Origin of the sequence: Mesorhizobium sp. LSJC280B00 (assembly GCF_000502835.1) — a bacterium.
Lineage (GTDB): Bacteria > Pseudomonadota > Alphaproteobacteria > Rhizobiales > Rhizobiaceae > Mesorhizobium.
The window spans coordinates 118,189-138,685 of record NZ_AYVL01000006.1; the positions used below are offsets into that span (position 1 = coordinate 118,189).

Genomic DNA, 20,497 nt, shown 5'->3' on the forward strand with positions numbered 1-20,497 from the left:
GACATGCAGCGAATGGGAATGGTGCTCGGCCTCAAGCCGGAGAAAGTCGCCGAGTATGTGCGGCTTCACGCTGCTGTGTGGCCGGACGTCCTCAAGATGATTTCCGCCTGCAACATCAAGAATTATTCGATTTATCTGAGGGAGCCGGAGCACCTTTTGTTCAGCACCTTCGAGTACCACGGCACCGACTATGCCGCCGACATGGCGAAGATGGCCGCCGATCCCACGACGCAGGAATGGTGGGCGCTCTGCATGCCGTGCCAGGAGCCGCTGCCGACCCGCAAGGAGGGCGAGTGGTGGGCGTCGATGGACGAAGTCTTCCATTATGACTGATGACATTTTCGATCCTGCCTCGCTCTCCCAGGCCTGGGCACAGCCGTCAAAGCCCAGGCCGATCGTGATCTTCGGCGCCGGCTCGATCGTCGGCGATGCGCATTTCCCGGCCTATGGGAAAGCCGGTTTCCCGGTTGCCGGGCTTTTCGACCCCGACCTGGCCAAGGCGGAAAGACTGGCGCAGAAATGGGGCGTCACCGCTTACCGGTCGGTCGAGGAAGCTGCGTCAATCAAGGACGCCGTCTTCGATCTGGCGACGCCGCCGGCCTATCATGCCGGGGTGCTCAGGGCGCTGCCCGATGGTGCGGTGGCGCTGATCCAGAAGCCGATGGGCAGCAATCTCATCGAGGCGACCGACATCCTCGAAATCTGCCGCTCCAAAGGCCTGAAGGCGGCGGTGAATTTCCAGCTGCGCTTCGCGCCGATGATGCTGGCGCTCAGGGATGCGATCGCCAAGGGCTGGCTCGGCGACGTGGTCGATTTCGACGCATGGCTGGCGCTGGCGACACCCTGGCAGCTCTGGGAATTCCTGTTGCAGGCGCCGCGCGTCGAGATCACCATGCATTCCATCCATTATCTCGACCTGATCCGGCAATTGCTCGGCGACCCCAAGGGGGTTCATGCCAAGACACTCGGCCACCCCGGCCATAAGGTTGCGCAAACGCGCACCAGCGCGATCCTCGACTATGGCGACACCGTGCGCTGTGCACTGTCGATCAATCACGATCACAAATTCGGTCGAAAACATCAGGCCTGCGAATTCCGCATCTGCGGCACCGAAGGCGCCGCTTACCTCAAACTGGGCGTCAACCTCGACTATCCGCGCGGCGAGCCGGACATTCTCGAAATCTACCCCAAAGGCGGCACGGACTGGGTTGCGGTTCCACTCGTCGGCGCATGGTTTCCGGACGCCTTTGCCGGCCGCATGGCCAATGTCCAGCGCTACGCGTCGGGCGAGGACGCCGAGCTTGTCAGTTCCGTCGAAGACGGCTGGAACACGATGGCGCTGGTCGAAGCCGCCTACCGATCGAGCGCGGCGCCGGCAACACCGATCGCGGCGAGGCCCTGACATGGAGCAGACTGTCTATTTCGAGGACTACCGGATCGGCTCGTCGCGCATGACCAGCGGGCGCACCATCACCGAGACCGATTTCGTCGTCCATGCCGGCCATACCGGCGATTTCTTTCCCCACCACATGGACGCCGAGTTCATGAAGACGACGCCGTTCGGCCAGCGCATCGCCCACGGCACGCTGGTGTTTTCGGTCGGCGTCGGGCTGACGGCCAGCGTCGTCAACCCGGTTGCCTTCTCCTATGGCTACGACCGGCTGCGCTTCATCAAGCCGGTGTTCATCGGCGATACGATCAGGACCCGCACCACCATCTCGGCTAGGGAAGACGACCCGAAGCGACCCGATTCAGGCCGGGTCGTCGAGCGCTGCGAGGTGATCAACCAGCATGGCGACGTGGTGCTGGTCGCCGATCACATCTACATCGTCGAGCGTCGCGACAAGCCGAGCAGAGCCTCGACGGATGGCGCTGAAACCTAAAGACAAAAAAACCGCCTTGCGGCGGGTCCTCGGTGCGAATCAGCACCATACGCAAATTAGTAGCATAGCTGCCGGCACAAAGCAAGAACAAAATGTGGCAAACCGGACAACCGCGACAGGTTGCGCTGCCCCTTATCGCCCTGCGAACGCCGACTTGCAGGACTTGGGTTCCGCGGAGCAGGCGGATAGAGGTGGTGCAGACATCGGGAATTGGTCATATCCGGTTGACCGGATATACCGGCTTGCCGCCGCGCAGGACCGATGCGACATCGGCAAACACCTTGTTGCGAACCTCCGCGTAAGACTGGGTCGAGTAGTGCGCCGCGTGTGGACTGACCAGGACGGTGTCCAGCGCCAGCAGCGGATTGTCGGGCGAAGGCGGCTCCCGCTCGAACGTGTCGATGCCGGCGCCTGCCAGATGGCTGCGCCGGATCGCGTCCGCCAATGCGACCTCGTCGACCAGGCCGCCGCGGGCCACGTTGATGAGTATCGCCCCTTCCTTCATCCGCGACAGGGCTTGCGCCGACATGATGTTTCTGGTCTCCGGTGTCGCTGGAACGTGCAGCGAGACGATATCGGCCCTGGCCAGCAGATCGTCGAAGCCGACCGGTTCGGCACCACTGGCCGCGATGCGCTCGGCCGGCATATGCGGGTCGTAGGCGATGATGTGGTAGCCGAAGACCCGCGCCCGCTCGGCAGTCAGCCGCCCGATCTGGCCGAAGCCGATCAGGCCGAGGATCTGCCTGTCGGGCCGCGTGATGCCGGCGCCGTCGGTCATTGCAGCCCAGCGGCCGGCGCGCACCGCGCTGTCGAACTGTTTCAGCCTGCGCGTCAAGGCCAGGATCAGGGCTATGGCGTGGGTGCTGACTTCAACCAGATTGGCGTCCGGCACGTAGGTTACCTGAACACCGGCACGGCTGGCGGCCTCGACGTCGATCGAATCGAGCCCTACGCCGAACCGCCCGATGACCTTGAGCCTCTTCAGTTCCGCCAAAACGCGAGCCGTGATCGGCTCCCGCAATACCATCAATGCGTCGGCGTCGCGGCAGTGTTCGATCAGGGCATCTTCCGTGAGCAGCGTCTTTTCGACAAACTCGGCGCTCAAGCCGTCGAGGTAGCGCAGCTGCTCTTCCTCGACTGACAACACGCCGTCGGTCTTGATGATCTTCATGGCAAACTCTTGCTATGAGGCGCTGCGCGCCGAGGCGACGCCGGCGGCAAGGCCGGCCCCGAGAAACATCGTATCGCTGGCCAGCATGTAGAAGCTGATGCCGTGCCGCGACCATTTGCCGACATCATCCGCCGAAGGGCGAAAGATGCCGACGGCCTTGCGCGCCGTGCGCGCCGCGGCCGCGATCCTCATAATCGCGGCATTGAGCTTGTCCTGGCCGGCCGGCCCCATCGCGTCGATCGAGACCGACAGGTCGCCGGGGCCAATGAAGACCACGTCGACGCCGTCGACCTGGACGATGTCGTCGATGTTGGCGAGCCCTTCGGCCGTCTCGACCTGGATGGCGACCGTCAGGACCTCGTTGGCCGATTTGAGGTAGTCCGGAATCCTGTAGCCATAACCGGCGGCGCGGCCCGGGCCGACACCGCGGGCGCCGACCGGCGGGTACCGGCAGGCCATGACCGCCATGCGCGCTTGCTCGGCCGTGGAGACGCGGGGTACCAGGACACCCGACGCGCCGGCGTCGAGCGCGGCCGCCATCCACTCCGGCGTGTGGCCGGGAACGCGCACCATCGCGGGAATCCTGTGGACATCGGCGGCGCGGATCAGATCCTCGAGCCGTTCGCGGCCGATCTGCGAATGCTCCCAGTCGATGCACAGGAAATCGACCCCGCTGGCGGCGGCCACTTCGACCGCCACAGGGTGCGGGATGGCACAGAAGGTACCGATGAGGCGATCGAGAGAGACACATTTCTTGCGAAAGTCGTACATGAAATCTCCAGAAATTTTCGGCGTCGGCGAAAACTGTTCGCGCTAGGTTGCGGTGGTCCGCGACAAAGGAGGCATGGCTTCCGTCGACATCGGGAAATGCCGGCTGCCGCCTGAAAACGGCGGGAAGGTCTTGTAGTCGGCGCGCATCTCCAGCCGCGCCGGCGATTGCAGCGCGTGCGTCAATGCCGCGGGACTGTCGAACATGACCCGATTGCGCTGCATATGGTCGACCCGCGGCCAGGGAAGCGAACCGCACCAATCCAGTCGCGACAGAACCTCGATGTGGCGAATACCGGGGAAGCCCCGCATCAATTGCGGATGATGCGTCACATAGTGGTAGAGCCAGGCATTCATGTCTTCGGCCGGCCCGGGATAGTGGACAAGATAGCTGCAGGGGAGCCCGGATGTCTTGACGCCAGCGTCGTCGACGGGAAACGGACGCACGCACATTGCCTGTTGCGTCGGCCTCGAACCGGCGATGCTCGACAGCATACCAGGTGCGGCAAGCGTCTGCAGATGGCCGGACGGCGCCAGCGCCGCCTCCATGTCCGCCAGTTCGTCGAAATAGAGCTGGAAGCCAAAGACCGGCGGTGGACCATCGTTGTTGAACATGTCCGTCGCCACTTCGGGTAGATAGATGTTTGCAAGCGCAAGGCCCGGCGTTGAAGCAATCACACGCCGCACGGCGTCAACATCTTCGCCGGCGATGGCCAAATTTGCCTCGCGGTCATCATGGAAGAAAGCAAGATAGGCAAAGCGCATGTGGACACCTGCTGGATCGAGTTCGACTAGATCAAATTCGGAAGAAAGAGAGCGATCTGCGGAAAGAGGACAATCAGCAGGATCAGCAGAAGCGTCAGCGCGATGTAAGGCGCCGCAGCCATGGCAACCGTCTTGAGCGATGTGCCTTTCGGCGCAACGCCGATCATGATGAACAGCAGCAGACCAAACGGCGGCGTGGTGAAGCCGACCTCGTAGGCGAGCAGCAGGATCAGCCCGAACCATACCGGCTCGTAGCCGAATTGCTGGGCGATCGGTAGGAAGATCGGCAGCGTGATCAGCATCATCGAGACCTGATCCATGAACATGCCGAGCAACAGGATGACGAGCACCATCATGAGCAGCATGGGATACGGTCCAAGATCGTAGCCGACGATGAACTGGATAAAGCCGTTGGAGGCGCCGGAGAAGGCGAATATCTGCGAGAACGTCGTCGAAGCCGAGATGATCAGGAAGGTCATGCCGGTGACCTTCATCGCATCGTCCAGCGACTTCCAGACAACCGACCAGCTGAACCGTCGGTAGACAAACAACAAGGCGAAGACGGCGGCACAGCCGAGTCCGGCCGATTCCGTCGGCGTCGCTATCCCAAGGATGATCGTGCCGACCACCATGAACACGATGACGCTCATCGGAATGATGTTGACGGCGACCGCCCTCACCTTCTCGGCCGCGGGAACGGCGGGTACCGGATAGTGCGGAGCGGCGTCCGGATCGATCTTCGTCTGCGCGAAGATCAGGGCCGCGTACATGACAACGAGCAGCAGTCCAGGCAGAGCCCCCGCTATGAGCAGCGCGCCGACGTCGATCTGGGCAAGCGAGCCGAGCAAGACGGCCAGCGAGGATGGCGGGATGATGACGGCAAGGCTTCCGGCGCCAAGCACCGGGCCGTAGGCCATATGAGGCTTGTAGCCTCGCTTCAGCATCTCGGGCACCATCAGCGAGCCCATCATGCCGGTATTGGCGAGGCTGGAACCTGACAGCGCGGAAAAGATCGTGCCGGCGGCGAGGACGACATAAGCGAGGCGTCCGCGCAGATTGCCGATGCACAGGTCGAGCGCGTAGATGACCTTCTCGCCGAGGCCGGAGCGGAAAAACAGGCTGCCCATGACGAGAAACATCGGCAGCGGAGCAAGCGCATAGGTCGAGACAGCGTCGGAGAAGTTGGCGACCATCTGCGTCACGCCGATCGAACCGCCGAAGAACAGGTACAGCCCGATCACATTGGTGACGAAGAACGCGAAGGCGACCGGCAGCCCAAGCCCCATCAACACTAGGATGGTGCCGACGAGCACGGCGAATGGAAACAGCCAGGCCACCGGTCAGAGCCCTTCCATTTCCAGCGGATCGAGCGTGTACAGCGTGTCACGGCCGAGCAGATATCTGAGCCATTCCAGCGCCGAGAGATAGAAGGCGAGCATGATGGGCAGAAAGACCAGCCATTTCGGCATATCGAAACTGCGCGTTTCGTATTCGCCGCCCGCCACAGCACTTGTCAGCGAAGACAGAGCGACGCTGCCAAGGTAGAGGCTGACGGCAATGCAGGCGAGATAGACCAGCTTTTCAAGCACCGCCCGTGCCCGCACCGGCAGCGCCTGGCGCAGGAACTCGACGAAGACATGGCCCTTGCTGTGGACCAGCCAGGGCATCGGCAGAAATGCCGCATAGAGCAGACCGTATTCCGTCGCCGATACTGCCCAGGCAAGCGGCCTCAGGCCCAGATTGCGGACGCACACATCAGCAACCACCGCGACGATGATGAGGCCAAGCACCACTTTTGCCGCCGCCGCCAACGCAAGGCTCAGCTTCCCAATCGCTGCAAACGATCTGTCCATTCCCGACGACCCTCATGTCCACCTTGATGAAGGGCGCACCAGCGCCCTCCGCTCGGGCTACTGGAAGAATTTCTTCAACTGATCGATGTTGGTAGGATCGCGTTTGGCCATTCTCGCCCAGCTCGCCTGCGTGGCAGCCGCCAGGAATTTGTCGCGGCCGGCGCCGGTCAAGCTGATCACCTTCTGCCCGCCGCCGATCATTGCCTGTGCCTGCTTTTCGGACTCGGCGAGATTGGCGTCATAGCTCACGCGCTCGTATTCGACGGCCGTGTCGGCAAGCAGCTTCTGCGCCTCGGGTGACAGCGTGTCCCATTTCGCCTTGTTGATCGAGATCAGCACATCGGTTTTGAAGAATTGCGGGTCGACACGGTATTTGGTGAATTTGTCCCAGCCGAACGACGCATAGCCAAACACGGTATACGCGTTGGCATTAACGACGCCGCGCTCGAGCGAGGTGTAGACATCCCCCGGCGCTTGGACGATGACCGTTGCGCCCAAGGATTCAAGGAAATCGCGGTAGAGCGGCGACGAGCGCATCTTCAGACTGCTCCACTCGATGCTGCCTTCATCGTTGAGCTTAGGTTCGTCGACGGTGAAGACGTTGAAGCCCGAACCCGCGTCGACATGCGCCAGCAGATGGGCATTGGCCTTCTTCTCGAAAATTCCGTTGATGAAATCCCAGCCGCCATTGTCGCGGACCTCCCACGGCGTCTTCGTCGATGCGGAGAAAACTTCGCCTTCGGGCACGAGCTCCAGGAACTGCCCTGCCGGTGTGTCGATCACGTCGATCAGGCCGCTCCTGAGCGCCGCGCCCTGCTGGATCGGCGGAATGACCTCCGGCCCGCCACGCACGTTGATCTGGACCACGCCCTTGCCCTTTTCGTTCACCTTCTGAACGAATTTCAAGAAGCTCTGGGCGTAGCCGTTCTGCGTCGGCGTAAAATGCACGGCGTTGAGGACGACCTCTTCGGCCGTGGCGCTACCCGCCAAGCCCGACATGAGTGCAGCCAGAACAAGGGATTTCCAAATGCGCATTGCCGTACTCCCTCTGATAGTTCGCCCATGATCGGGTCGATCTAAAATTGCAATCGCTGCGCCGCCGCGTGAACGGCGATTAGTTGGCATCATCTCCTACTGTCAGGAACCGCCCATGCGCGTAGAAGACCGGCGATCGGTCAGCGCGATCCAGCGCGACGCCTGAGACGATGCCGATAACGATCATGTGCGACGCCCGCACAATGATTTCGGCCACCCGGCATTCGAACATTGCCCGCGCGCCGACAAGCAAGGGCGCGCCGGTTTCGCCACGCACCCATGATCCGGACGAGAACCGCGCGGCGCCCTTGGCTTTGGTCATGCCGCCAAAGGCACGCACAACGTTCTCTTGGTCGCCGGCGGGAAGATTGACCGAAAACGGCAAGTCTTCGCGAATGGCCGAGGCAAAGGTGCTGCCGCGGTTGACGCAGGCCAGCAGCGACGGCGGCTCGGCGCTGAACGAGCAGAGAGCCGTCGCCGTGATGCCGCAAAAGCCGATCTCGTGATGTTCCGAGGCAAGGATGGCGACCGAGCCCGCCACCGCCCGCATCGCCTGCTTGAAGGCGCGCGGATTGATGGCGTCGTGCCCATCCACCCACGGGGTCGGAATGGCGGCCGCCGGCATCAATTGACTCGAAGCCCGGCCTGGCGCATCAGCGGCAGCACGCGGTCGCAGAAGAAGGGCAATTCGTAGGTGTAGTTGACGAATGTAAGGGCGGCGCCGGAATAGCCCTGGTCCATGATCTCAGTGAGATCGTCGACGATCTTTTCCGGCGTGCCGATGAGCGGGAACGTTCCGGCACCGCCGGCGAACCTTTGCCGATATTCGGTGAAAGCCTTCGCGTCGTGCGAGTTCGCGAATTCCTTCTTCTTGCGCATGTGCTCGTCGACCGCACCCTCGTCCGCGCATTCCAGCGCGTAATGCCGGTAGTAGTCCTCGGCTTCCTGCTGGGTCTCCCGGCAGACGACGTGACAGACCGTATAGACGCCGACTTCGCGTCCGACTTCGGCCGCTCGGTTGGTGATGTCGACCACATGCGCACGGCCGTCGGCGATTTCGGAAAAAGTCGAAAACAAATAGTCGCAGTGGCGCGCTGCATAGTTGCGCCCTGGCGCGCCGAAGGCGGCGTTCATGGTCACCGGTCGTGGCGCCTGCAGACTTGGTGGGCGGCTGACGACCCCCTTCAGATCATAGAACTCGCCGCCGAAATCGAACGGCTCCCTCGATTGATAGGCACGCACGATGATGTTGATCCATTCCTCGGCTTGATCGTAGGTTCGATCGCCGACCGTCTGCCCGAACATGGCGAACTCGTCGGGGTTCCAGCCGCAGACAATGTTCAAGCCGGCCCGCCCATTGGAGATGTGGTCGACCGTCGCCAGCGCTTTTGCAGCCTGCAGCGGATGAACCAGCGGCACATGCACCGTCATGAACAGGCCGATGTTTTCCGTGGCGACAGCAAGGCCCGCCGCCCAGGTGAAAGTCTCGAACGACCATTCCCGCACATGCGTCAAACCGCCGAAGCCGCGCCAGCGGGCGATCGGCAGCAGAAACTCGAGGCCGGCGCGATCGGCGATGCAGGCGGAGTTGAGGTTGTCTTCCCAGCGGGCATGCCAGCGCTCGAGAACGGTGGTCATTGCCAGGCCGCCATCGGCGTTCATGGAAAAGACGCCGAGCTTGAACCTGTTCGGCCCTTTCAGCGGGTGCTGCTTCCTGATCATGCTTTCCCCTGCCGCGACATGCCCTCACCTTCACCGTTGGAGTCTTGAAACGGTGGGCTAAGCTTCATGAAACGCTCCTCGGCGTTCTGAATGAAGCGGGTCATGCGGTCGTAAGCGGCGACGGCGTCGCGCTTGACGAATGCCTCATAGATTGCGCGCATGCCGGCAACGATAACGGCCTGCGTCGGCTGGTGCGACAGCGTCCTTAAGCGGACGACGAGCACGTGGTCGGCGAACCTTGCAATCGTTTGGGAAAGGCGCTCGTTCTCGACGGCGCCGAGCCAACAATTCCTGAATGCCGAATTGGCCTGGAAAAAGCGGTCGGCATCGCCGGCGGCGGCCGCAGCCTCGGCCTCCCGAAGCGCGGCTGCCAGGGTCTTGAGGCCAGCGGCGTCAAGTGTCCGTGCGGCGTGCGCGGCGGCCCGTGGCTCAAGCAGGCGGCGGACCTCGAAGATGTCGGCGACATCCGTCGCGGTAAGCGTGGGCAGGGTGAAGCCGCGTGTGGTGCCGACGAGATAGCCCTCATGCACCAACTGCATCAAGGCGTCGCGGACAGGCATTCTGGAAATGCCGAGCTGGGCGGCAATATCGACGTCGACGAGCTTCTGGCCAGGCGCCAATTCGCCATGCTGTATCGTCAGCCGGATTTGTTGATAGACCTGGGCACGCAGATTGCCATCGCCAACCCGTTTGAGCTCTATCGTTTCCGTCATCCACGCCTTCCCATGCGAAGATTTCGTATATCGTTTGAGGCTGTGTTCTCGCAGTCGTGCCGTTTGAAATGCAGCCACGTGTCGGCAGAAATCGACCTATCAGCCATGTTCCCGGCTCAAGTGGAGCATAGGCTGGATCACCTGGCAAGATGTTTTAAGTTTATAATGTATACTGTTTGAGTTCGCTGTCCGGAGGGCAATGGATCGCGCCATCCGTGCTGCCGCGCCGCGCGACGGCGGGGACAGCTAACGATCCGCGCGGTTCGGTAAAAAACGTACAGACGTTTTTCCGTGACACATCGAAGTTGACGGATTTAACTAAAATTACTTGCGATCTGCGCGCGCCGGCACGCCCACCCCGATCCCCTCGCCGGTACGCATTACTGGATCGCCCGCCGTATCGAAAGGTGCGGCGGGCTTTTCGTTTCGTTTGGCGGGGAGGCGCTTATGCGAGACTTGCCCAGGAATATCGACGCCGACGTCGTGATCGAAATCAGCAAGCTGCTCGACGACCGGGCGAAGTCCGTGCCGGTGCCGGTGCACAAGCTGGCGGCGATGATCCGGCTGGGCGTCGAGACCCGTCTGACCGATCACTCGATCGAGGAGCTGATCGTGGAAATGGCCGCGACGCGGGGGCTTCCGATGCTGTTCGACTTGCCGGTGGTCGACAACGTCGTGCCGTTTGCCTTGGCGCGCCGTTCCCGCTGACACTTCGCTCGAACCTCACCGATCGTCGCGTCGCCGCCCGATTTCACTTGTCCTGATGCGCGGGCCGAGTGTCGCCTTTCTTTTCGGGGTCGTGGGTATGGTGGCTGTCGCGTTCGCCGCCGCCGCCGGAGACTTTGCTGTGGCTGCGACGGTCGGAGTCGGCCGGCGGCTTTTCGACGCTCAGCGGCTTCTTGGCGTTTTCGTGCGCGGCGCCGGGACCGCCCTGGCGGATGCTGGCAGGAGTCTTCTTCGACGTGGACATGACCTAGCGATCCTGGACGTTGCCTTGATGGGTGGTGTTGACCTTCGTATTGCCTTGCTGGCCCTGCTTGTCGGGATCCGGAACGGCTGATTGCGGTCCCTGTTCGGCTGCTACCGATTTTTTGTCACCGGCGCCCTTTGGGCTCAGATTCTTCGGCGGCACAGGGGGAGGTTTTGTGCTCATGGCGTTTCTCCTTCCGCCACCCAAACAAGCGGCTCGGGAGAAAGGTTCCCGAGGGTCCGACATTAACGGTGATTGCCGCAACGAGCCGGGTCCACAGGCCGTGGCTTGGGGCCGGCGGGATCCAGGATTATTTCTTGATAATGTTTCCGTTGTTCAGATCGAAGGCCTGGGCACCGAACGCCTGCCTGAAGAAATCCTCCTGCAGATCGCCCCATTCGCCGAGATAGGCGCCGCAATTGCTGCAATGGATCGGCGTCGAATCCTTCGGATTGTCGGGAATCTCCATCAGGATCGTCCCGCACGCCTTGCAATCGAGCTTGTCATCCAAACGGCGGCCCATTGGCACATGATCGCGCGTTTTCAGCCGTGCGCCAATTGTCGTTTTCGTACGGGGCTGCGAACGGTACGTTTCCACCTGCAGGCGGGCAGTAGGCTATCGGTCTGCCGGATTTCCGAACGCCGGATCGCGCCGCCTCGAATACGTCCCCACCCGCGGCAGCTCGTCTGGAAAGTCGACCCAGGGAAGCCTCATGTCCCAATATGCGTGGGCCCGCGGCGGAAACCGTTCGGGATGATCGAGGAAGCCGATCGCCAGATAGAGTTCGTCGGGCAGGCCCTGGTCGACATAGCTGATCGATGTTCCACAATCCGCACAGAAGGACCGGAGCACGCCTGGGGTTTTCGAAAATATCTTCGGTGTGCCGGTGAGCAATGTGAATTCGGAAGGCCGATAACCGACCCACACCGACAGAGGGCTTCCTATCGCCTTGCGGCAGTCGTCATCGTGATCGGAGCAAATCCAGAAAGGCTCGCCGCGCATCTCCGCCGTTATGGCGCCGCAAAAACAGGAACCCGTTTCAGTTCGTGGCATTGCCTTGCTGCTGAATTTCATTGCTGGCCCTACGTCATTGCTGGCCTGGCATTTCGGTATTTTCCTTGGGGTTCTTCTTGATGCCGGCGGCAGGCGAGGTATCGGCCGGAGCATTGCCACCCTGGTTCTGTTCAGGGGCTCTTTTGAGCGGCGAAGTCTGCCAGCCCATATCGCCGTACAAAAAGCCTATGAGAAGGCCGACGATGATGATGGCCGAAATCACCATCGCAATTAATGCATTACGTCGCTCCATTTTGCGCGGCTCCTTTCTTCGAGCCGAACAAACGATGGCGGAAATGGTTCCGGTTAGACGGACGGCGTGACGGTACGGACCCAGCCCGGAACATTCAGCCTCACCGCGGGTTCGTATGAGCGCTCTTCCACAGGGAGTGGCTTGCATGAGACCCGCCGTAACCGATCGCATCGAAACCAAGAAATACGACCACCCGACAGGCGGCTGGGGATCGCTGAGATCCTTGGTCCGCAAGGCGCGAGGCGAAGGCCTGCTATTGTCCGGGATATGGAGCACGCTGCTCAAGCAGAACAAGGCCGACGGCTATATGTGCATGTCTTGCTCATGGGCAAAGCCAGCCCAGCCGAGGCCTTTCGAATTCTGTGAAAACGGCGCCAAGGCGACGATGTGGGACCAGACCAAGCTGCGCTGCGAACCCGCTTTCTTCGCCGAGCATTCGGTGACGGAACTGCTCGATTGGCCGGACCACGATCTGGAGAAACAGGGCAGGCTAACAGAGCCCATGCGCTACAGTGCCGCCACCGACCGTTACGAGCCGGTCTCCTGGGACGATGCGTTCCGCGACATAGCTGCCGAACTGCGGCGGCTCGATCCCAAATCGGTAGTGTTCTACACGTCTGGCCGGGCCTCGCTCGAAGCCTCGTTCATGTACCAGCTTTTTGCACGAATCTATGGGTCTTCGAACCTGCCCGATTCGTCCAACATGTGTCATGAATCGACCTCGGTCGGCTTGCCGGAATCGATCGGCTCGCCGGTCGGGACCGTGCAGCTCGAAGACTTTGCGAAATGCGACATGATGTTCTTCTTCGGGCACAACACCGGGGTGACGGCGCCGCGCCTGCTGCATCCGCTGCAGGAGGCACGTCAACGCAACGTGCCCGTCTTCACCTTCAATCCCTTGCCCGAGCGGGGACTGAAACGCTTCAAGAACCCGCAAAACCCTGTCGACATGCTGTCGCCCGGGCCTGGCACCAAAATGTCCAGCGACTTCTTCCAGGTTCGTTCCGGCGGCGACATTGCTGCGATAACGGGCATCGCCAAAGCGTTGCAGGCGCTCGACGATGCCGCCCGCGAAAGCGGCAGGACGCGTGTCCTCGACACGGCTTTCATCGCCGAGCACACGCATGGCTTCGCCGAGTTCGAAGCCTTCCTGCGCAAAACCCAGTGGAGCGATATCGTCGCGCGATCCGGCATTGCGCAGACCGACCTGGAACATGTCGCCGAGGTCTACAGCCATGCCAACGCGGTGATCGGCAATTACGGCATGGGCCTGACCCAGCATCGGCACGGCACCGAGAACGTCCAGATGCTGTGCAACCTTTTGATGCTGCGCGGCAATATCGGAAAAGCCGGCGCCGGCATTTCGCCGCTGCGCGGGCATTCCAATGTCCAGGGGCAGCGCACCGTCGGCATATCGGAAAAACCCGAGCTCGTCCCGCTCGACAAGTTCGCCGAATTCTATGCCTTTGAACCGCCGCGCGAGAAAGGTCGCGATACGGTCGAAACCTGCGAAGGCGTCATCGACGGATCGGTCAAGGGCTTCGTCGGACTGGGCGGCAATTTCGTGCGGGCCGTTCCGGAAACCGGCCTGGTCGAAAAGGCCTGGCGTGGGCTCGACCTGCATGTCGAGATCGCGACCAAACTCAACCGCAGCCACCTGATCGCCGGGCGGACAACCTATTTGCTGCCTTGCCTGTCACGGCTGGAAAGAGATCATCAGGCAAGCGGCGACCAAAGGGTGTCGGTAGAGGATTCCACCGCCTGTATCCACGGCTCGTTCGGATCGCGACCTCCGGCTTCGCCGCATCTGCTTTCCGAGCCCAGGATCGTTGCCGAGCTTGCCAAGGCGACAGTGCCGGGCAGAAGTTCGATCCCATGGGACGAGTGGGTTGGGGATTATTCCCGCATCCGCGACGAAATCGAGCGCTGCTACCCCCAACATTTCCGCGACTTCAACGAGCGTTTCCTGACGCCCGGCGGCTTCCATCGCGACATCAAGGCGAGCAAGCGGGTGTGGGAGACGCCGAACAAGAAGGCCAACTTCAAGCTGCCAAGTGGCCTTGAAACCGATCCCGACATCGATGTCGCCGGCCGTGATGTGCTGACACTGATCACGGTGCGCTCCAACGACCAGTTCAACACGACCGTCTACGGCTACAACGACCGGCTGCGCGGCATAAGCGGCACACGCATGGTGCTGTTGATGAACGAGAAGGATATCCAGCGCCTCGGTTTGAGCGCCGGACAGGAAGTCGATCTCGAAGCCAATGCGCAGGACGGTGTGGAGCGCCGCGTGCACGGGCTGCGCGTTACACCTTACTCGGTGCCGGAGGGAAATTGCGCCGGTTACTACCCCGAGCTCAACCCGCTGGTTCCTTTGTGGCACAGAGCCGAGAAGGCTCATGTTCCGGCGGTCAAATCGGTACCGGTGCGGATATTGCCATAGGCGTTCGTCGTTCGCGGCAGGCACGCACCACGCCGATGTGCCCTGGCGCGACTTTCAAATCGCGACCTCAGCCGGCTCGCGCGAGTTCATCCACGGCATTCAGGATCGCACTCTGGCTCGCCGGCTTCTGCACGATCCTGCAAGCGCGGAACCCGGCCGGAATTTCGCGTTCACCAAAGCCTGAGAGGAAGGCGAACGGAACACCACGCGTCCGCAACGCTTCCGCAATCGGATAGCTGGTTTCGTCGTTCAACTGGATATCCAGTAACGCCGCGTCGACGCCGCCTTCGCCAACGAGCCGGAGTGCCGCCGTCACCGACGAAACAGGTCCAACCACCTGATGGCCGGCTTTGCGCAGGTAAGCCGCCGCATCGTCGGCGATCAGCCATTCATCCTCGACGATCAGCACACGCACCTTTCCGGTCACGACGAGCCCTCGCGGGTCAGAGGAAATGCGATTTCCGCCTCCAAACCATTTGAGCGGAAACTTGTTTCAACTTTTCCGCCCAGCCTATAGCCGATTTCTCCGCGCAGAAGGGTAAGGCCGAAGCCGCTGTCGGTTGGCTCCTTGATGCGGGGGCCGCCCTTCTCGCGCCAGACGAGCTTGAAGGTTCCGTCGGCCACCGACCATTTGACAACTATCCGCCCGGCAGGCCTCGACAGTGCGCCATACTTGGCGGCATTCGTCGCCAGTTCGTGGATGGCCATGCCGAAGGAAAGCCCTTGTGCCGGCTTGAGATTTACCCTCTTGCCATCGAGCTCAAACCGTTCGGGGCCGAAGGGATCGAGTTCCTGACGCAGCAGTTCCTCGACGGAGGCTTCCGTCCAGCTCTCGCGCGAGAGCAGACTATAGGCTCGTGACATGGCATGCAGGCGCCCGATCAAGGCTTCGGCGAACTCCTCTTTCGATGCCGAGTTTTCACGGGTCCGGTTGGTGATGCTGGCCACGACCGCCAGCATGTTCTTGACGCGATGGTTCAGCTCGGAGATGAGCACCTGCTGACGCTCTTCCGCCTGCGCCAGCGTCGTCACGTCGATCAGGGTCACGACGACGCCCTGGATGCTGCCGCTCTTGTCCCGGTACGGGTTGATGCGAACCAGGTAGAACCGGCCCTTGTCGTCGCGCGCAAGGTGATGGTTCAGGATCTCTCCCGTCTCGAGCACTGCCTCGATGTGAGGCCTCAGCTCGGGATAGTCGAGCTGGCTTGAAAGGTCGGTCAGCGGCCGTCCGACATCGGATGGGCGCAGATTGAAGAAGGCCGATGCAGCGGGGGTAAAGGTCCGCACCACAAGGTTGCGGTCGAGGAATATGGTTGCGATCTCTGTGCTTTCGAACAGGTTTCTGAGATCGCTGTTGGCGCGGTCGAGCTCCTCAATCTTGCTGGTCAGCTCTGCGTTGATGGTGCTGAGCTCTTCGTTGAGCGACTGCTTCTCCTCCTTCGAGGCCTCAAGCTCCTCATTAGTCGACTGCGCCTCTTCATTGGCGGAGAACGTCTTCGTCTTATAGCTGGAAAAGTCGTGACCGGAATGGCCGCGCAGAGTGGGGTCGATTTCATCGGCGGCCCGATCCACGTCAGCTTTGTGCTCGCCACCCCCCTCGGCCAGCCCGTTCAGCACATTGAAGCCGCGGCCAAACGCCTGAAGCTTTGCGCCGATCTCCTCGGCGGGCGCTGCGATATCGATCAGGCCGCTCGAAATCGCGCTTTGCGGCATGTCCGGGTTGCGCGCGCCGGAACCGTTGGAGGCTTGGGCAATCGTCAACCCGCCATGTTCCTTGATCGCCCGGGCGCCCAGCGTGCCGTCCGAATCGCCCCCCGACAGGATGATGCCTACGGCGTACTCCCCTTGGTCCTCGGCCAGTGCACGGAAGAAGATGTCGATCGGTTTGCGCTCGCGGTTAAGCGTGTTCGGCCGGCGTAGCGAAAGCGCGCCCTTACGGATGGTGAGGACGACGTTTTGCGGCATCACATAGACTTGGTCGGGTTGGACCGCCATGCCCTCCTCGGCGACGATGACCGGCATTCCGGTGTAACGTGCGATAACGTCATGCAGCAGGCTTTCGCGTTCTGGGCTCAGATTAGTGACGACGACGAACGCCATGCCGGTGCCGCCGGTCAGTCCTTTGAACAGGCCCTCCATCGCGGGAATGCCGCCGGCCGATGCGCCGACGCCGACAATGGGAAATCTTCCGTTCTGGAATACCATGCCACGCCTCGGTAACAGCCGCGGCTGCGAAACCGCCAAATCGGACCTCAGACTAATGCATGTCGCGCAAAAGTGTGCAGCGGTTTTGCGATAACGAGATGAATAAAAACAACAGCCTAAAGCGCGTCGCATGAGGCCGGCAAAACGCGACGTGCTTTAGGACCGGACCGAGCCTCAGGCCAGTAAATCGTCCTCGAACGGAACAAAGCACCGCCGGTGGGCATTAACATCCGGTTTTCGAGGCGGTTCCAATGGCAAAACGACCACCTGAGATAAAGCCGGCAAAACAAATCTCGTTACGTTCGCCGGATCTGGCCAAGGTCCCGGTATCCGAAGAAATCCCGCCTCGTCTGCTCGCGCGCGCGGAACGGTTGCAAGAGGCCTTGTCCCGTCATTTTGTACAAGTCCGCGCCGACAGCCGTGACTCCCGCAGAAAGAAGGAACAATGAGGTGCGCGACCTGCAAGGCTTGCATATCCTGATCGTCGAGGACGAATGGATGCTGGCGGGCGATCTTGCACGTTATTTCAGCAAGATGGGCGCCGTCGTGCTTGGCCCCGTGGCGACAGTCGAACAGGCGTCGAAGCATACCGATGAGGCGGAAGCCGCAATCCTGGACGTCAATCTCAACGGAAGACGGGTATTCCCGATCGCGGACGAACTGATGCGCCGCGGCGTGCCGTTCGTGTTTTTCAGCGGCGACGAAGACATCGTTATTCCTGAGCGCCTTCGGTATGCCAGCAGCCTCAGAAAATCCTCGGACGGCCAGGCTGTTTTCGATGCTCTCTTCCCCTCCGAGCCCAAAGCATCAAGCGGAAATCTGGCGACCGAGCCGTCAGACGACGTATTTTCCCTGCTGCCTAAGCTCAGGCTCGCAGCGCGTCTGCTGCTGGGAGACGTTGACGCTTCCGACCGGCTGGTCGAGCGGACGCTCGAGCAGGCGATCGGCGAGATCGACAGGAGACGATCCGGTTCCTCCACCGAGGACTGGCTTAACGGCATCATGCGAAACATCGTCAAGGCACGCGGAGCAAACCTGCTGCACTGACCATGCCCGCCGGCAACTAGCATCTCTGCACATGGATTATGACTCTTTGGCGGTTGGCTTTGGATAGGCCTTGGCCAATTTGAGGCGCGCCTGTTCGGTCGAGAACATCCAGTTGCGGCGGTGCTCCGCCTGGTGTGGCCTTCACCTACGCTCGGGGCATTCATGCCGAGCGGATATTGCAGGGCTTCTCCGGCATCCTGCAGGTCGATGGCTATGCCGGATACAACAGACTGATCGCACCTGACCGTGTCGGCTCGGACATCCGGCTTGCCTATTGTTGGGCACACGCTCGCCGCAAGCTGGTGGAGATAACCCGCAACGGAGCAGCACCTATCGCCGAAGAGGGCGTCAAGCGGATCAGCGAACTGGGTCGGATCGAGGCCGAACTGCGTGGCCTTGATCCGGAGGCTCGCCTCGCCGGACGACAGGAACGATCAACGCCACTGGTCACCGACATGCAGACCTGGCTCGTCCATCACCGGGCCCGTGTCGCGACCAAGTCTCCACTCGGCGAGGCCTTGGCGTACATCGCCAAATATTGGGATGGTTTGAAGCTCTTCCTGACCGACGGCCGCATCGAGATCGACAACAACAGCGTCGAGCGAACCATCCGGCCGATAGCCCTCAATCGCAAGAATGCACTCTTTGCGGGGCACGACGCTGGAGCCGAGAACTGGGCCACCATCGCATCGCTCATCGAGACCAGCAAACTCAACGCTGTCGATCCGCAGGCCTACCTGATCAATACGCTCACCGCCATCGTCAACGGTCACAAGCAGAGCCGGATCGATGAGCTGCTGCCTTGGGCTTACAAGGGGAAGTAATGTGGCCCCGAAGACTACAGTCGGCCCAAAGCGGACTTCGGAAGGTACGCAGATAGAGGATCGGCGAATGCCCCAAAGCCCGCACGCAGGGTGTGGACTCAGGGCGTTCCAGCGTCCTCAGTCTATGGCGAGAGAACTCGACAGTTCTCGGTACGCTTCGATCTGCTGCTGCAAGAGAGCAATCTTCTGCTCCGCCACCTGGATAGCGTCAGAGCCAGCGAGGAAGCGCCGTGGCAGTTCGTCCTGCTCAGCGAGCGTGATTAGAGCGCGTGCCAGCTTAGCGGGGTCACCGCCCTGCTTGCCGTTCTGGGACTTCCAGAAGGCAATCTGTGCCGTGCGTCGCTCGTGATAATCTTCGATCGCGATTTCCGCGTAACTGGTGGACTCCTCCGTCAGAAGCTCCGTGCGGAAAAAGCCTGGGTTGACGATCATCGTCTCGATGCCGAACGGACCGACTTCAGTCTGCAGCGCTTCCATCCAGCCATCGAGGCCAAACTTCGAAGCAGAGTAGGCTGTGCAGAATTCAAAGCCCATCAGACCTGCCGTCGAGGAGATCGAGACGATCTGGCCGGAGCGCTGCTTGCGCATGACCGGAAGGAACGCCCGCGTCACGATCATCGGACCGTCAAGGCTCGTGCTTAGCTGCAACTGCATCTGCTTGGGAGACAGTTCCTCGAAATACCCGGCGTAGAAGCTGGCCGCGTTGTTGACCAGCACGTCGATCCGTCCGAACCGCTCAAGGGTCGCCTGCGCGGCGGCGTCGGCGTCAGCGGCCCTGGTGACATCGAGTTTCACGACAAGAAGGTCGTCGGAAGCACCTAGAGCGTTCGCCACCTTGTCTGGATTACGGCCAGTCGCGACCACCTTGTGGCCGGCTGCCAGGGCCGCCTTGGCAATGTCCAGGCCGAGGCCACGTCCTGCCCCGGTGATGAACCACACTTTGTTACTCATCTCATGTGTCCTTTCATGTTGTCAGCCCTTCACCGATCTTGCGGCGGGCTGTAAGACAGTTGTTCACATCGCCTGCACGGTCGGGCGGACCAGGATCTCGTTGAGGGACGTCCGCTTCGGCCGGCTGAGAGCAAAGGCTATGATTTCGGCGATGTCCTGAGCCGGAATTGCAACGTTGTCGCGGTAGTCCTGAGCAGACTTTTTGCTTTCCTCGTGGGTGATGTGGTCGGATAATTCTGTCGCCACCGCACCAGGCTCGATGACTATCACGCGGATGTCTGGCTGGAGTTCGACGCGAAGCGCCTCGGACCAGCCGTTGATCCCCCATTTGGTTGCCGAATAGGCAGCGAACCCGGCTGGAGCTACGCGACCTGCCACAGAAGAGATGTTCACCAGATCTCCCTTCTTGGCGCGGAGTTGGTCAAGGAAAACCTCAGTCACAGTCATGGCACCCAGGAGATTGGTTTCGACCATCTGCCGATGCTCGGATCGCTTGTCCGATCCAAACGGCGCTGTGAGCATCACGCCTGCGTTATTGACTAGAACATCGGCGCCGCCGAACTCCTGGACGCGCGCGGCGGCTCCAGCGATGGAGTCCCGGTCGGTCACGTCAGCCTGGATCGCGATAGCGCCTTCGCCGAGTTCGTCTGCGAGTGCCGCGACACGCTCGAGGCGCCGCCCTAGAAGGGCTACGCGATATCCTTCTGAAAGAAGCTCACGTGCCAGCGCCTCACCGATTCCGGAGGATGCACCAGTGATTACAGCGACCCGATTGTTGTTATTCATGGTAGTCTCCTTCGTTGTGCTCTCTGGCTGGCCCTACCGATCCGGAAAGAC

25 protein-coding genes and 1 pseudogene are annotated in these 20,497 nt (G+C 61.4%); 8 read left to right on the forward strand and 18 right to left on the reverse strand.

Going from position 1 to position 20,497, the window contains the following annotated elements:
• Positions 1 to 3 precede the first annotated feature (3 nt).
• The 3 genes from X773_RS50920 to X773_RS50930 are packed head-to-tail and all read left to right on the forward strand — an operon-like array spanning position 4 to position 1,883.
• Positions 4 to 333, forward strand: a complete 330-nt coding sequence (locus X773_RS50920; RefSeq protein ID WP_023676093.1) for an L-rhamnose mutarotase — start codon at positions 4 to 6, stop codon at positions 331 to 333.
• On the forward strand, positions 326 to 1,402 hold the full coding sequence (locus tag X773_RS50925; protein ID WP_023676094.1) for a Gfo/Idh/MocA family oxidoreductase: 1,077 nt from the start codon (positions 326 to 328) through the stop codon (positions 1,400 to 1,402). Before X773_RS50920 ends, X773_RS50925 begins: the two co-directional genes overlap by 8 nt.
• A 1-nt stretch (position 1,403) precedes the next feature.
• Positions 1,404 to 1,883 carry a MaoC/PaaZ C-terminal domain-containing protein gene (locus X773_RS50930; protein WP_023676095.1) on the forward strand — a complete coding sequence of 160 codons (480 nt, stop codon included), beginning with the start codon at positions 1,404 to 1,406 and terminating at the stop codon, positions 1,881 to 1,883.
• 214 nt (positions 1,884 to 2,097) lie between these two features.
• Here the strand turns inward: X773_RS50930 and X773_RS50935 are convergent, their stop codons facing one another.
• From X773_RS50935 to X773_RS50975, 9 genes are all read right to left on the reverse strand, one after another.
• Entirely contained in the window at positions 2,098 to 3,054 is a 957-nt protein-coding gene (locus X773_RS50935; RefSeq protein ID WP_023676096.1) for a C-terminal binding protein, read from the reverse strand.
• Positions 3,055 to 3,066: 12 nt separating this feature from the next.
• Positions 3,067 to 3,825, reverse strand: a complete 759-nt coding sequence (locus X773_RS50940) for an aldolase/citrate lyase family protein (protein ID WP_023676097.1) — start codon at positions 3,823 to 3,825, stop codon at positions 3,067 to 3,069.
• Between the two features lie 42 nt (positions 3,826 to 3,867).
• Positions 3,868 to 4,587 carry a hypothetical protein gene (locus X773_RS50945; RefSeq protein WP_023676098.1) on the reverse strand — a complete coding sequence of 240 codons (720 nt, stop codon included), beginning with the start codon at positions 4,585 to 4,587 and terminating at the stop codon, positions 3,868 to 3,870.
• A gap of 26 nt (positions 4,588 to 4,613) precedes the next feature.
• The gene (locus X773_RS50950; RefSeq protein WP_023676099.1) at positions 4,614 to 5,924 is read right to left on the reverse strand and encodes a TRAP transporter large permease subunit; all 1,311 of its coding nucleotides are present in this window, start codon (positions 5,922 to 5,924) and stop codon (positions 4,614 to 4,616) included.
• Between the two features lie 3 nt (positions 5,925 to 5,927).
• Entirely contained in the window at positions 5,928 to 6,440 is a 513-nt protein-coding gene (locus tag X773_RS50955) for a TRAP transporter small permease (RefSeq protein ID WP_023676100.1), read from the reverse strand.
• 57 nt (positions 6,441 to 6,497) lie between these two features.
• Positions 6,498 to 7,475, reverse strand: a complete 978-nt coding sequence (gene dctP / locus X773_RS50960) for a TRAP transporter substrate-binding protein DctP (protein WP_023676101.1) — start codon at positions 7,473 to 7,475, stop codon at positions 6,498 to 6,500.
• A 79-nt stretch (positions 7,476 to 7,554) separates the two neighbouring features.
• Positions 7,555 to 8,100 (reverse strand): flavin reductase family protein, encoded by a 546-nt coding sequence (locus tag X773_RS50965; RefSeq protein ID WP_023676102.1) that lies wholly within the window; start codon positions 8,098 to 8,100, stop codon positions 7,555 to 7,557.
• Positions 8,100 to 9,194: an LLM class flavin-dependent oxidoreductase gene (locus X773_RS50970; RefSeq protein ID WP_023676103.1), complete on the reverse strand. Its 1,095-nt coding sequence runs from the start codon at positions 9,192 to 9,194 to the stop codon at positions 8,100 to 8,102. The genes X773_RS50965 and X773_RS50970 overlap by 1 nt, the downstream gene beginning before the upstream one ends.
• Positions 9,194 to 9,910, reverse strand: coding sequence for a GntR family transcriptional regulator (locus X773_RS50975; protein ID WP_023676104.1), 717 nt, complete (start codon positions 9,908 to 9,910; stop codon positions 9,194 to 9,196). The genes X773_RS50970 and X773_RS50975 overlap by 1 nt, the downstream gene beginning before the upstream one ends.
• 447 nt (positions 9,911 to 10,357) lie before the next feature.
• On the opposite strand from X773_RS50975, the gene X773_RS50980 reads away from it, so the two are divergent.
• Positions 10,358 to 10,618, forward strand: a complete 261-nt coding sequence (locus X773_RS50980; protein ID WP_023676105.1) for a hypothetical protein — start codon at positions 10,358 to 10,360, stop codon at positions 10,616 to 10,618.
• A 43-nt stretch (positions 10,619 to 10,661) separates the two neighbouring features.
• Here the strand turns inward: X773_RS50980 and X773_RS50985 are convergent, their stop codons facing one another.
• The 5 genes from X773_RS50985 to X773_RS51005 all read right to left on the reverse strand — a co-directional run bounded on the left by X773_RS50985 (position 10,662) and on the right by X773_RS51005 (position 12,187).
• Complete coding sequence (locus X773_RS50985; RefSeq protein WP_023676106.1) at positions 10,662 to 10,880, reverse strand: hypothetical protein; 219 nt, start codon at positions 10,878 to 10,880, stop codon at positions 10,662 to 10,664.
• Between the two features lie 3 nt (positions 10,881 to 10,883).
• Positions 10,884 to 11,063: a hypothetical protein gene (locus X773_RS50990; protein ID WP_023676107.1), complete on the reverse strand. Its 180-nt coding sequence runs from the start codon at positions 11,061 to 11,063 to the stop codon at positions 10,884 to 10,886.
• A 127-nt stretch (positions 11,064 to 11,190) separates the two neighbouring features.
• Positions 11,191 to 11,403 carry a hypothetical protein gene (locus X773_RS50995; RefSeq protein ID WP_036238316.1) on the reverse strand — a complete coding sequence of 71 codons (213 nt, stop codon included), beginning with the start codon at positions 11,401 to 11,403 and terminating at the stop codon, positions 11,191 to 11,193.
• Positions 11,404 to 11,496: 93 nt separating this feature from the next.
• Positions 11,497 to 11,934 carry a GFA family protein gene (locus tag X773_RS51000; RefSeq protein ID WP_023676109.1) on the reverse strand — a complete coding sequence of 146 codons (438 nt, stop codon included), beginning with the start codon at positions 11,932 to 11,934 and terminating at the stop codon, positions 11,497 to 11,499.
• Between the two features lie 34 nt (positions 11,935 to 11,968).
• Positions 11,969 to 12,187, reverse strand: a complete 219-nt coding sequence (locus X773_RS51005; protein WP_023676110.1) for a hypothetical protein — start codon at positions 12,185 to 12,187, stop codon at positions 11,969 to 11,971.
• A 145-nt stretch (positions 12,188 to 12,332) separates the two neighbouring features.
• Here X773_RS51005 and X773_RS51010 point away from each other — a divergent pair, with 145 nt between their 5' ends.
• Positions 12,333 to 14,633 (forward strand): FdhF/YdeP family oxidoreductase, encoded by a 2,301-nt coding sequence (locus X773_RS51010; RefSeq protein ID WP_023676111.1) that lies wholly within the window; start codon positions 12,333 to 12,335, stop codon positions 14,631 to 14,633.
• 67 nt (positions 14,634 to 14,700) lie between these two features.
• Here X773_RS51010 and X773_RS51015 read toward each other — a convergent pair whose 3' ends face one another.
• On the reverse strand, positions 14,701 to 15,042 hold the full coding sequence (locus X773_RS51015; protein ID WP_245274673.1) for a response regulator: 342 nt from the start codon (positions 15,040 to 15,042) through the stop codon (positions 14,701 to 14,703).
• Between the two features lie 14 nt (positions 15,043 to 15,056).
• A complete protein-coding gene (locus tag X773_RS51020; protein WP_023676113.1) occupies positions 15,057 to 16,838 on the reverse strand; it encodes a chemotaxis protein CheB in 1,782 nt (593 codons plus the stop codon).
• A 251-nt stretch (positions 16,839 to 17,089) separates the two neighbouring features.
• On the opposite strand from X773_RS51020, the gene X773_RS76320 reads away from it, so the two are divergent.
• The 3 genes and pseudogenes from X773_RS76320 to X773_RS0137625 form a co-directional block, all read left to right on the forward strand.
• A complete protein-coding gene (locus tag X773_RS76320) occupies positions 17,090 to 17,287 on the forward strand; it encodes a hypothetical protein (protein WP_156937318.1) in 198 nt (65 codons plus the stop codon).
• Between the two features lies 1 nt (position 17,288).
• On the forward strand, positions 17,289 to 17,885 hold the full coding sequence (locus X773_RS0137620) for a response regulator (RefSeq protein ID WP_036238319.1): 597 nt from the start codon (positions 17,289 to 17,291) through the stop codon (positions 17,883 to 17,885).
• 116 nt (positions 17,886 to 18,001) lie between these two features.
• Positions 18,002 to 18,709 (forward strand): annotated as a pseudogene (locus X773_RS0137625) (IS66 family transposase); the annotation flags it as partial.
• A gap of 117 nt (positions 18,710 to 18,826) precedes the next feature.
• Here X773_RS0137625 and X773_RS51025 read toward each other — a convergent pair.
• On the reverse strand, positions 18,827 to 19,660 hold the full coding sequence (locus X773_RS51025) for an SDR family NAD(P)-dependent oxidoreductase (RefSeq protein ID WP_023676115.1): 834 nt from the start codon (positions 19,658 to 19,660) through the stop codon (positions 18,827 to 18,829).
• Between the two features lie 63 nt (positions 19,661 to 19,723).
• Complete coding sequence (locus X773_RS51030) at positions 19,724 to 20,446, reverse strand: SDR family oxidoreductase (protein WP_023676116.1); 723 nt, start codon at positions 20,444 to 20,446, stop codon at positions 19,724 to 19,726.
• Between the last annotated feature and the right edge of the window lie 51 nt (positions 20,447 to 20,497).